The sequence below is a fragment of the Candidatus Nitrospira salsa genome (assembly GCF_965152625.1).
On record NZ_CBCUCO010000002.1, the window covers coordinates 1,955,129 to 1,967,356 of the forward strand.

Annotated in this window: 8 protein-coding genes; 3 read left to right on the forward strand and 5 right to left on the reverse strand. The window is 50.7% G+C overall.

The genetic code is table 11. The features are described from left to right. Positions 1-98: 98 nt before the first annotated feature. Entirely contained in the window at positions 99-1,919 is a 1,821-nt protein-coding gene (locus ACWQXP_RS10760) for a tetratricopeptide repeat-containing sulfotransferase family protein (RefSeq protein ID WP_454062819.1), read from the reverse strand. 644 nt (positions 1,920-2,563) lie between these two features. Between ACWQXP_RS10760 and ACWQXP_RS10765 the strand changes: the two genes are divergently transcribed. Continuing rightward, positions 2,564-2,830 carry a hypothetical protein gene (locus ACWQXP_RS10765; RefSeq protein WP_454062820.1) on the forward strand — a complete coding sequence of 89 codons (267 nt, stop codon included), beginning with the start codon at positions 2,564-2,566 and terminating at the stop codon, positions 2,828-2,830. 429 nt (positions 2,831-3,259) lie between these two features. Here the strand turns inward: ACWQXP_RS10765 and ACWQXP_RS10770 are convergent, their stop codons facing one another. The 3 genes from ACWQXP_RS10770 to ACWQXP_RS10780 form a co-directional block, all read right to left on the reverse strand. Further along, complete coding sequence (locus ACWQXP_RS10770; RefSeq protein WP_454062821.1) at positions 3,260-5,992, reverse strand: TonB-dependent siderophore receptor; 2,733 nt, start codon at positions 5,990-5,992, stop codon at positions 3,260-3,262. 248 nt (positions 5,993-6,240) lie between these two features. After that, positions 6,241-7,155, reverse strand: a complete 915-nt coding sequence (locus ACWQXP_RS10775) for a FecR family protein (protein WP_454062822.1) — start codon at positions 7,153-7,155, stop codon at positions 6,241-6,243. Positions 7,156-7,296: 141 nt separating this feature from the next. Beyond that, complete coding sequence (locus ACWQXP_RS10780; protein WP_454062823.1) at positions 7,297-7,908, reverse strand: RNA polymerase sigma factor; 612 nt, start codon at positions 7,906-7,908, stop codon at positions 7,297-7,299. A gap of 459 nt (positions 7,909-8,367) precedes the next feature. Here ACWQXP_RS10780 and ACWQXP_RS10785 point away from each other — a divergent pair, with 459 nt between their 5' ends. Beyond that, positions 8,368-8,625 carry a ribbon-helix-helix domain-containing protein gene (locus ACWQXP_RS10785; RefSeq protein ID WP_454062824.1) on the forward strand — a complete coding sequence of 86 codons (258 nt, stop codon included), beginning with the start codon at positions 8,368-8,370 and terminating at the stop codon, positions 8,623-8,625. 2 nt (positions 8,626-8,627) lie between these two features. Further along, the gene (locus ACWQXP_RS10790; protein WP_454062825.1) at positions 8,628-9,017 is read left to right on the forward strand and encodes a type II toxin-antitoxin system RelE/ParE family toxin; all 390 of its coding nucleotides are present in this window, start codon (positions 8,628-8,630) and stop codon (positions 9,015-9,017) included. Positions 9,018-9,225: 208 nt separating this feature from the next. On the opposite strand, the gene ACWQXP_RS10795 is transcribed toward ACWQXP_RS10790, so the two are convergent. Further along, positions 9,226-11,997, reverse strand: coding sequence for a TonB-dependent siderophore receptor (locus ACWQXP_RS10795; protein ID WP_454062826.1), 2,772 nt, complete (start codon positions 11,995-11,997; stop codon positions 9,226-9,228). Positions 11,998-12,228: the final 231 nt, after the last annotated feature.

The following is a 12,228-nucleotide window of genomic DNA, read 5'->3' on the forward strand; positions in this document are numbered from 1 at the left end:
CACAGATCAAACCTGCCAGGGATTACAACATTCAGCAACAGAAGGAGAAAAACTCAGCAATGGCCCATAAGCCGAGAGGGAGGATGAGCGGAAAGACGTCACACCGACATACGGTCGTCGTGGAATCCGGCAAACGCCGCATCCAAATCTGGGAGGTATTCCTGGTAAGTTTTCCAACGCTCAACCGAACGCGTGTAGATAGGTTGCCGCACTTGCCACCGGCTTGGCGTCTGCACAGCACGATCCACCTGATGAAAATCAAGGCACCGTTCATCCCATGGCACGCCAAGAAAATCCGTCAGCCGCCGCGCCTGCCCTTCAAGATCAGCCACCGTCTCTTCATACTGTACATCAAGAATGGAAAGTGGGAGTGCCGCATGCCAATGCTCCATCAGTCGCCGAGACTCTTCAGTAAACCAGGCCAAATCCGAAAAGTCCGTCGAATACCGTTGAGTAGGATTGAAGTTTTCCAACCAGATCGACAGCGCATTATCACGAACACCACGATGACAGTAGATCACTCGTGCATTGGGAAACAGTATCGCAGCAAACGCGAGCTGGAAAAAATTCAACGGCTGTTTATCGCTGATCCGCAATCGTCCTCTAGGCGCACCTTGGCGCAGCGCGTCAAGATAGCGGTAGGAAAACTGCCGACTCTTCATTTCCGTGAGCCGGAGCGCCGCTTGCCACGGAGCGTCCCCTTCGTCATGAAGCGCCTGCCCGGCCAACCGAGCAAGATCCGGCAATTCACCCGTTCCATGCATCTGCGGATGCGCCGACAATATTTGCTCCGTCAAGGTCGTTCCAGAACGCGGCAACCCGACAATGAACACCGGTTGATCAGTCCCCACACCGTAATGCTGCCGTGCCTGAAAAAACTCTTTGGTATAGGTCTGCATAATGTGATCCACGCGTGCCGTTAACGCGTCGCGATCGAGGGGACCTGCTTTCTTACGACGAGCCGCATTGCCCAGCATGCCCGCTTCAGCCGCGAGCCGAAATTGACGACGGCGATCATGATATTTCGCCAACCCATAACCCAACAACGCCTTCGCTTCTTCAGGCGTCTGATCGCTGCCGAGCGCCTTATGCGCATGAACCAACCACATCCCACTCTGTTCATCTTCCTCATCTTTCACTAAACTCAAGTATTGTCCCAGCGCCAAGGCATTTCCCGGATACCGGCGCAGGACGTTCCGATAACACCCCAACGCGGCTTCAGCCTGACCAAGGTCTTCTAACGTACGGCCTAACCCAAACCAACTGGAAATATCATCGGGGTCCAACCCCAGCGACTGCCGAAACAAGGCCTCAGCTTGCTTAACATTACCTTGTTGAGATAACTCCTGCGCCAACCGGCTGCGGGCACGGGACATCGACGGATCGTGTACGGCTGCCCATTGAAAACACTGAATAGCATCTTCAAGCTGCTCGGCCTCAACCAATAAGTTTCCAAGCGTGAGATAGGTCTCGGCACGAGTCGCATCAATTTTGAGCGCCCGCTTGAGTGCATCAAACGCACGCTCACGATCGCCAGTTTTTTTCAGTGCGGACCCAAGATTATGCCAACCATCGGCATACTGAGGATCGAGTTCAACCGCTTTCGAAAAAGACTCGATAGCCTTGGACCACGCTTGCCCCCGGATATAGACCCGACCAAGATCCGACCAGGTGCGGGGATCTTCGGGAGCCAATTCAGTCGATCGAATGGCCGATTGCAGCGCTTGCTCCCGTTCACCCATGAGAGAATGGATTTGCCCGAGATACCGGTAGGCATCGGGGTCATTTAAATTGATCTCCAATTGTTCCCGGCACAACTGCCTGGCGGCAGACCAATTCTGTTCTTCAAGGGCTTTTTGAACTTCTTGTAACAAAGGAGATTGAGGGCGCACTGGTTTGATTGCAGTAGAGGTGGTCATAGGTAGTACACAGCCTTTGGCAGAAGAGGATGATGGTAAAACACAAACACATCGATTCACCTGGGGCGTGAAGGTACTTCGCCCTCCTACACAATAAGACGATTACAAACACCAAATCCTGACCCCCCAGGCAAGATTTTTACAAATTCAAAAATTCCACGTCCAATATGCACAACTCACGCTATCCCGTGCCTTTCTAAGCAAGCAGTATGAGTAGGTAGGGCCTGACTCGATAGTAATGACATGCCTGGGCAGGGTATCGCCTGAACGTCAAGAATGCAGACTTCTCAACTAGAGTCACAACATTTCTGTTAATTTTGCTATTTGCTCAGTACATACAAAAAGTGTACATTATCATATATAATGAAATATGAATGGGATCCTCAGAAAAATGAACTCTTAAAAAAGGAAAGAGGTGTTTCGTTCGAACAGGTTATTTTTCATATCGCTCAAGGTGATGTCTGGAAAATTGCTGACCACCCAGATCAAAAGACCTATCCTGGGCAAAAAATCTATTTCGTTGTGATTGAAAAATATGTTTATCTTGTCCCATATGTATACGACAAACACCAAATTTTTCTCAAAACAATCATTCCGAACAGGAAAGCCACCAAAGAATATCTGCGTGAGTCCGGAGGTGTCACATGAAATATAATCAAGAAGAAAAACTCATTATCGATGCATACGAAGCAGGGAAAATGCCAACCACGACCCCTTCTAAAAAAGAACGATTAGCCATGCAAGCTGCAGCTCATAGTACATTCAAAAAAGACAAACGAATTACAATACGCCTGTATGATCACGATTACCAAGGCATTCAGAAAAAGGCAATGGAAATGGGCATCCCTTATCAAACGCTCATTTCCGGTGTCATCCACCGCTACATCGAGGGTGAGCTAGGACCAAAATGAATGGGAAATCAAAGAGAAAGACATGCAGGCAGTTTTACAGAACTTCTGACAGTTGAGATGACGGGTTGCGAATGAAACAAACGACCTCAGAACAATGAGAACCATTCTGAATAGGTTTCGACATTACCGTATACAACCACACCACAATTCCCTCCACACATAATCGGTAACCGCTCCTTTGTATTCAAACCTCACCAAAGATTCAGCAGTCTAAAATTCACCTTCACAAGTCTTAAATCATGCCTAACCCCAATGGCTAAAATAAAGATTACTTCAAAATCCCAATTCAAACGTTCGTTCACTTTGTAATTTTCAATTTGCCTTTCCCCACACTTTTTTTGCCATTTTCATTTCCCCATTTTGTCACTAGCTCGCTTCACGCTTCACGAACGACGCTTCACTCGCCCTTCGTCTTCCGCTTCACGCTTTTCAATCCGCCCACGGCGGCGTCCATTCCAAATCTGGGTCAAACTTTACGCGCAGGGTGCCAAAGACACTGACTGGTGCGCCAAATTGATTGTACGCCGCTAAACCTCCAGGACTTTCAATATAGGTCTTATCCAACAGATTGCGCACGTTGATCGTAAAATCATACGCCTTTTGCGGCGGTCGATAGAACACGACAGCATCCACGCGTTGGTACGGATCCGTCCCAAAGCGGTTCGGTGCCGTCAATTCGAAACCACTATGAAAAAAGACGCCGCCGCCAACTCCAAAGCCTTGCAACATTCCCGACTGCCACTCGTACGTTCCAAACACTCGCCCCACATAGGACCGCGGCACTCTTGTCGGCACGCTCCCTTTCAGATTGGCATTCGTATCTTTCGTGATTTCCGCGTCAATATATGAGACATTGGCTGTGAGGTTCAATCCGGGTACTGGTTGTCCGTTGACGTCAAACTCGATGCCTTGATGCCGCTGCTCCCCAACCGTGAGGGAAAACCCGGGATTGTTTGGATCGAAAGCGGCCACATTTTCTCTATAGGCGCGAAATACTGCAGTGGACAACAATAGTTTCCCATCCAAAAGATCGAGCTTCGCGCCAACCTCGTAACTGTCACCGGTCTCTGGTTCGACTAAAACACCATCCAACGTACGCCGAAAGGGAGTGACCTGAAAGGATTGTGCATAGCCCACATAGACATGCAGACCCGAGACAATCTCATAAGTGGCTCCGACACGGCCGGTAAAATGAGAAAATTCACCATTTCGTGTTTCGTTGGTGCGCACATCTTTATTTGTCAGATCTGCCCAATCGTACCGACCGGCCGCCACCAACGTCAGCGGAGCGAGAGGACGCACCACGACTTGCCCAAACAATCCCGTTTGAATCAAATCCACCGTCCGCGGATTGAATCCGCCTCCGCGAGCTAATAAGTCTGCGTCTGAAGAAATCTGAAAATTATTGGCCGGATTAAAGACATTATCAATACCTAATTCGGTGTAAGAAAATGCGTTAAAAAAGTCTTGATTCATATCGCGATGATCAGCCCCAATCAACACTTCATGGCTTTGCCCGAACGCTTCAAATTCTTTACTGACAAAGATCTCCCCAGCATAGGTTTCGATATCGTTTATCCGCAACGTGTCGGTGATCCTGGCATCGCCATTCAATTGAATACCATCAAAACCAACCACATCATATGCATAGACACTCTTGTCACGCACATCGGAATGGCCATACTTCCCTTTGATTGAGAGGGTCAAGTTATCGACAAATTCATGAAGATAGTGCATTTCATAATTCTGTCCTTCAAACGTCAAATCGGCACCTGTCTTCGTTCCACCACCGATATTCCGGGTCCGTGGAATATCCGGCACCTTGCCATTGACTAACAACGGAAACCCTAAATAACTGGAGCCATCAAACTTTTGATACTGGCCGGTCAGCAGCAAGGTCCCGGCCCCGTCGAAGAGATCAATTTCAAGCGACGGCGCGACGGTGTATTGCCGGACATCCACATCATCCACAAAGTTTCCGCCTTCTTCTACCGCAAAGATCAACCGCCCTCGCACATTCGGTGTCAGCGGCAAGACCCCGTTGGCATCCACCACGCCTCGGTACAGTCCAAAGGAACCGGCTTGAAATTCTGAAGTAGCGAAATTAGCCGCTTGCGGCGTTTTCGTAATGCGGTTCACGAGACCACCCGGGCTGGACGCCCCTCCAGAAATCGAAACCGGCCCTTTGATGATTTCATACCGCTCAATCAAGGCCGGATCCGGCGCAAAAGCGCCATCCGTCGCCAACCCATTTTGCCGAAGCGAGCTGAAGGCATTGGCGAAATCCCCAACGAAGAAGCCTCGGATATTGACACCTTCGGCCCGGCCCATACGACTTGACGACCGCGATACCCCACTGACATGCTCCAGCGCATCACCCTGCCGTAGCGAATACGTGTCTTTAATAACATCTCTCGTCACCACACCGATCGACGTGGGCGTTTCAGTAATCGGCAAGGCTGTGCGTGTGCTACCAGTTGTTTCGTCCGCCTTGTATCCATCGACTGGAGGCAGGAAGACTTTATTCCGTTTGATGGTATCCGTCACTTCCACCGGCTGGACTTCGATAACAGGGACCTCAGACTCAATGGCTGCTCCCGCCACCGCTGCGGCTCCTGCGGCTCCCACCGCACCGGTATCGTCCTGCGCAAACAGCGTCACGGTATCGGCATCCGAAAAGCGGTAGATCAACCCCGTCCCATCCAGTACGGCTTTTAAGGCGTGTTTCGGCGTCATCTTGCCTTGTACGCCACGCGTCTGTCGTCCGGTTATGAGAGCCGGTGGGTACAGAAGTTGTAAGTTCGTTTGCCGCCCCAACGTCAACAACGCCGGGTGTAAGTCTCCGGATTGAATATCCACTGACAAGGCTGGAGCGTTCAGAGAATCTTGGTTCGCTACCATACGTGGGCTGACATCGCGAGCCTTCGCTGTGCCCTTCCGTATATCCCACGCGTCTTCAGCAAGAGCGGGACTGTATGCAGTCAGCGCAAAGGATGAGAGGCCGACGATGAAACTCCAGGTCAAACGTTGCCGGTGCGGGTACACACCGGTGCGCTCGCGCGCAATTACGCGTTGCGCAGTCAGACGTATCGAGGATAACCGCTCTTCACCTGAACGCTGAGACTGCTTGGTGTGTCGAGGCCCTGTTCTTCTGTCGCGCATTCGGTGTGTCCTTCCTTATTCGACTCGACAATAAAAAAATTATGAGTGCTACTATGGATAGGGTGGGCTCCCTATTCGTGTTCCTTTCCTCCTCACCCATGAGACCGACATAGCTTGCAGCCCGTATCCGTGATGACGAAAGACTGCCTGCACACCTGACCTCTACATTGTCTTTTGTGCAGTCGAAAATCCAAAATGGAACGATTGTGAGGATTGAGCCGTGACGAGAGGCGGCGAAACGGAAACAATCAGGAGGAAGACTTGCGGTCTAAGACGACCAACTGCGGATTGATCTGCGTAGCCGTAATGGGAAAGGCTTCTTGCAGTGCCTGCGGGAAACGTCCAAGATTCTCAAGGTTGAAGATACCACTGATGGGCAAATCCGCCAGAGTGGGGTCCAGCAAGCGAATTTCACCTGGTGCGTAGCGGGCGAGTTCGTTGAGTACGGTGTTCAAGGGTTGGGCATGAAACACTAGCTTGCCTTCGGTCCAGGCACTGGCAATGTGCTCTTCGAACGGCTCAATGGATGACATATGCCCTTCAACGGTATACCGCACCTGCTGGCCTTGCGTGAGCAGGCGGCGACCTGACGCTGTAGCCGAGGACACCGGCTGGAGCACACCAACCTCCACCGTGCCTTCAAACACGAAAATCTCCACCTGGTCCGACAGATGTTTGACGATGAATTGCGTGCCAAGATCGTGAATCATGCCATTCCCCGCCTTGACATGAAACGGTCGGTGTTCATCATGCGTGACGGTGAACCTGGCTTCACCCTGTTCCAGCTCGACCACCCGTTCCTGATTGGACAGGAGAACCGAGAGCATGGTGTCCGTATTCAGCATGACGATTGATCCATCAGCAAGCGTGACAGTCTGTTGCTTGCCCTTCGCGGTCTGATAATGGGTGACATTGGCGCCGACTCCGACCCACCACCACATGACCAGCACTATCACTGCCGCCAACGCACTCCAAGCCCCAAGGTTTAACGGCAGAACGGACCACCTGCTGATGGACTCCGACCGCGGCGTACGGGAGTGGGCGAACCAAAAGGCTTCGGCTTCCTCCAACTCTTGCGTGAGCAGAGGTTTCACGCCATCGAGTTCCTTCCATACCTCATGAAACTCCGGGGAAATGGGATCTCGCCGTTCAGGCGCACTCATGCATGCGCTCCTTTCCCTCTGCGCCTTGGCCCCGTGGTATTCATAGATGCCACAAAATATTCCTTTCACTATATTATGATGACGCAACAAACCCACCGAACCTGATGCGTCACGTTTCACGGATTCACTCGCTGACTCCCGTCAACCATCCCCCTTCGACCCGTTGTTCGATCGCTCGCGAGGAATAGAAGACTCATACCTCCTCAGGCTGGTTCGCGTCGAACGGCTCGACGCGGAAACCAAACTGGAGTCGTCCAACCGTCGCTTACAATGGGCCAGGGCTTTCATGACATGTTTTTCCACCATATTCTTCGAAATACCCAATTGTATGGCAATTTCCATTTGAGAACGTTCTTGAAATTTATGCAACAAAAACACGTGCCGGCATTTCGGCGGCAACTCTTGGATGGCCAGATACAACCGATGCAGACGCTCCTTGCCTTCAACCCTCTGCTCCTGATCAGGCTCAACGGTCAGCGCCGATTGAATATCGTCTGATTCCAACGACACATGGGTATGCTTTTGCTCTCGTCGAAACATATCGATGGTTAAATTTCTCGCGGTTTTATAGAGAAAGGCACGTGGATTGTCGATAGGGTGTGACGATTTCTGGCTCAACACGCGCAGGAATGTTTCCTGGATCGCATCTAAAGCTTGCTCATGCGACCCCAATCTCCGAGTAAGAAATGTCAGCAATTCATCGTAGTATTGACGGAAGTGCAACAACGCGACCTTGGATTTGGAATCAGACATAGACGCATTTTGATAATCCCCGCCAACCAATGCCGGCTAAAGCGAGGAGTAACCAACCGTGAATAAACTGCATGCGTCAATAGCATACGGCAACCGCACATGACCATGCTCATTTTCCAGTTGCGCATACAAGCATGGCCTCACAACAAGAGAAGAACACGTCAAAACACAAACCTTGCGACTACCTTTTTTTCAAGAAAGTACAGCACAACCCGAGAACCAGCCCACGCCCAAGACCTCAAACGCCAATGGGGTCAGCCTGAGGTGGCCCCATTATTTCTTTGTACAAATACTTGAAGCTGTTTCTCATACACCACATCCGGCTGACTAAAAATTCCGTGGTGTTCTTCTGTAAAAAATATAGGGAAATCACTTCATGGTTTACCTAAGTTTGTCGAATATTGACGATATTTGATCATATAGGCATAATAAGTACATGAAGAGGGAAAGGAAATACTCATGAGTAGTAGTCTTAATGTGACATTAACCGATGAACTTCGCGCATTTATTGATCGAAACTGTGGAGATGGGACGCTTTTCTCCACGCCAACTGAATTTATGCGCGATGTATTGCGAGAAAAAAAAGAACGGCTCGAGGCCGCTGAGGTACGAGCCGGGATTCTCGAAGGATATCAGGATGCCATTGCGGGCCGAACCACGAAATTTTCCGGAGACCTCAAAGCCGATATGGCTCAATTTAAAAAGCGTAGTTCCTAATTGTGCCGATCTCCATCAAACTCACGGACAGAGCCCATTATGATCTTCAGACGATTGAAGCCTATTCTTTCCAAAAGTGGGGACGGACCGTCACTAATCGCTATCTTGAAGATATCCAAACGGCCTTGTCGCTTCTTCAAGAAAACCCTGAATTGTTACGGAACAAACTCGATATTTCTAAACACTTTCAATTTTATCGTGTTCGCGAACATTTGTTAGTCTGTCTCCAACTGAAAGACGTTCTTCTGGTTCTCACCATCAAACACGGACAGATGGACTTATCTCGTCGGCTGGGAGAGTTAGAACCCACGTTGATTCAAGAGGCCGACCTTCTGTATCAAAGACTCGTCACTGCCGAAAAAAAACGTCACAAGTCCCGCCACACAAAGTAGTTGGCCTTGCCTAACCAATGTGACCATACTCTTTTTCTCGCGAGTGCCTCAACGAGAAAGATGTATCACAAACGTACATTTTCACAGAAATACGCATAGCACCCCCAGAATAGAACCAATCGGGTATATAGCCCACTCTGCACTTCACGGCACGTTTCCTCCGCTCACCTTCCATGTCTCATCTGTGACGTTTCACACTTCACGCTTTTCAATCCGCCCATGGCGGTGACCAATCCAGATCCGGATCGAACTTCACGCGCAGGGTGCCGAAGACACTGACTGGTGCACCGAATTGGTTATAAGCGGTGGGTGTCCCGGGACTTTCAATATAAGTCGCATCTAAGAGATTACGAACATTGATGGTGAAATCATAGGCTTTTTGTGGTGGACGATAGAACACCACGGCATCCACTCGCTGGTAGGCATCGGTCGAATACCTGTTGGGAAGCTCTAATTCAAACCCGCTCTGAAAGTAAACCCCTCCTCCAAATCCCAAACCTTGTAGTGGGCCTGACTGCAGTTCATATGTGGCAAAGACACGACCAACATAATGCTGCGGGATCTGGATTGGAGTACTACCTTCATTTGCCGTCGCGTTGTCTTTGGTGATCTCTGCGTCGAAATAGGTGAACGCTCCGATCATGCTCAAGCCCGGTAACGGCCGGCCGTTCACATCGAATTCCACACCCTGATGACGTTGCTCGCCCACCGCTCGTTGAAATTGTGGATTGGCAAGATCCGTCGTTGCGACGTTCTGTCGATAGGTGCGGAACAGCGCCGTCGTGATGCGGAGTCGGTTATTCAGCAGATCAAATTTGGCGCCAATTTCGTAATTTTCTCCTGTCTCAGGTGGTAGCAGTGAGCCGTTCACGGTCGTGGAAGTGGTATTGACTTGGAAAGACTCTGAATAGCCGGCATAGATCCGCATCCAGGGAAACAGTTTGTAAGTTCCTCCAACCCGGCCCGTGAATTCGGAAAAGTTTTCATTCAGAGTCTCATTTGTTCGCAGCGTCGTATTGTCCACATCCGCCCAGTCGTACCGACCAGCTGCCACCAAGGTGAACCGCTCGAAGGGACGGACCACCACCTGACCAAAGATACCAGTTTGTATAAGCGTGCTGCTTCGCGGACTTCCTGCGTTGCCTTCAAGCACCTCATCAGACGGGGCCTGAAAAGTATTGGCTGGGTTGAAAATATTGTCGGTTCCAAGATAGGCATAGCCGAGCAAAAAATCATCCTTCTGATGGCGAAAATCGGTCCCAACCAACACTTCGTGTTTCTGGCCAAGCGCCTCGAACTCCTTGCCGAGGAAGACTTCTCCGGCATAGGTTTCAACATCTATTTTACGCAACCCCGAATACACATAGGAAAGACCGCTACTCGGAATACTCCCTCCATAGTTATAGCCATAAATGGTTTTATCGGTAAGATCGGATTTGGAATACTTTCCTCGCACAGAAAGGGTTAAATTATCAATAAAGTCGTGATTGTAGTGCAGTTCATAATTTTGTCCCTCGAAGTTGGTGTTGGCTCCGTTTCTGCTGCCACCGCCGAAGTTGCGAGAGCGCGGGATGTCTGGAACTTTTCCATTCTCCATGAGCGGAAACCCGATATGACTCGAGCCTTCAAACTTCTGATAATGGCCGGTCAGAAGCAAGGTACCGGCACCGCCAAAGAGACTCATTTCCAATGAAGGAGCTACCGTGTATTGCCGGACATCGACCTCATCCACAAAATTGCCACCGTCCTCAACCGCAAAAATCAACCGGCCGCGTAGGTTCTTGTTCTGTGGCAACACGCCATTGGCATCCACCACCCCTCGCAACAAGCTGAAGGAACCGGCTTGAAATTCCGACATGGCAAAATTGTCATCTTGTGGAGTTTTCGTGACCCGGTTGACAAGCCCCCCGGGGCTGGAAGCCCCGCCGGTAACCGAGGCTGGGCCTTTAATAATTTCGTAGCGCTCAATGAGGGCTCGATCCAGCGAGAATAGGCTGTCAGCTGCTAACCCGTTCTGCCTAATCGAACTGGCATTATTCGCCCCACCCATATTAAATCCACGAATATTGAATGATTCTGACCGACCGAACGCTAAGTTGCCACGCGATATGCCACTGGTCTGTTCAAAGGCGTCATTCTGACTGCGAGAAAGCGTGTCTCGAATAGCATCCCGAGTGACGACACCGATGGAAGACGGGGTTTCACTAATGGGCAAAGCCGAACGTGTGAGCCCCGTCGCTTGATCCGCTTTATATCCATCGACGGGAGGCAGGAAAACCTTCGGTCGTGTGATCGTGTCGGTCACCTCTATGGGCTCGACTGATACCACGGGAATCTCAGACTCCGTGGAAGCTGCGGCCACTCCAACCGCGGCCGCAGCTCCGACAGCACGTTCGGCATCCTGCGCATACAGCGCGACCGTGTTGGCATCTGAAAAACGATAGGTGACACCTGTATCTGTTAACAATCGTCGTAACGCTTCCTGATTCGAATGCGTGCCATGCACGCCTGGGGTTTGAAGCCCTGCCACAAGGTCGGACGGATACAGCAGCTGCCATTTGACCTGACGTGCATAGGCCTTCAACGCCTCTGCAAGGTTCCCTTCGGAAATATCGAATGACTGCGTGGTCGCAATCGGCCGATCTTGATCGGCCACAAGCTTTACGGCGCCCGATTTGGCCTTCTGGGACTGAGTGATCGGCCTCGCAAGCGGATCTGCCTGAATCAACCCAGAGGGATGGCGGTCGGCAGCCACGCCATCGCTTGGCCTGGGCGGGGCTTCGCGCCAATCCTGTGCCAAGGCCGGATGATAGGCCCCCAACGCCATTGAAGAAACTCCAACGAAAAATCCCCATACCAAACTGTGTCGATGATAGCCCGTGACGGTATCCGCCGTCGCGTTCACAACCTGATTGAGACGCTCGATCATCGCCTGACGGCGATGTGTTCGTCTCCGTTGCTTGACCTTTTTTTGCCGCATACGACTCGTCCTTCCGTATATGGTCTCAACCATTGCCCACCGGCTGGCATCAATGGAGGAGACAAAAAAGGGGATCGGGAATCAGCGTTCTCTGTCCTCGTTAAAGTATTGTGAGAATGAAGATGAATGAATGATACCGTAGGGGCCTGTGTCGCGATACATTCCACCCTTATGGGCGACAGAACAATGTTCAGTGATCATGAACTATGACGAGTTCAATTCAAAAAACGG

Excerpts from the sequence above, each read along its gene's own strand:
- ACWQXP_RS10765 (WP_454062820.1), top strand. The coding sequence starts at position 2,564 with ATGAAATATAATCAAGAAGAAAAACTCATTATCGATGCATACGAAGCA.
- ACWQXP_RS10785 (WP_454062824.1), top strand. The coding sequence starts at position 8,368 with ATGAGTAGTAGTCTTAATGTGACATTAACCGATGAACTTCGCGCATTT.
- ACWQXP_RS10795 (WP_454062826.1), bottom strand. The coding sequence starts at position 11,997 with ATGCGGCAAAAAAAGGTCAAGCAACGGAGACGAACACATCGCCGTCAG.
- ACWQXP_RS10780 (WP_454062823.1), bottom strand. The coding sequence starts at position 7,908 with ATGTCTGATTCCAAATCCAAGGTCGCGTTGTTGCACTTCCGTCAATAC.
- ACWQXP_RS10775 (WP_454062822.1), bottom strand. The coding sequence starts at position 7,155 with ATGAGTGCGCCTGAACGGCGAGATCCCATTTCCCCGGAGTTTCATGAG.
- ACWQXP_RS10770 (WP_454062821.1), bottom strand. The coding sequence starts at position 5,992 with ATGCGCGACAGAAGAACAGGGCCTCGACACACCAAGCAGTCTCAGCGT.
- ACWQXP_RS10760 (WP_454062819.1), bottom strand. The coding sequence starts at position 1,919 with ATGACCACCTCTACTGCAATCAAACCAGTGCGCCCTCAATCTCCTTTG.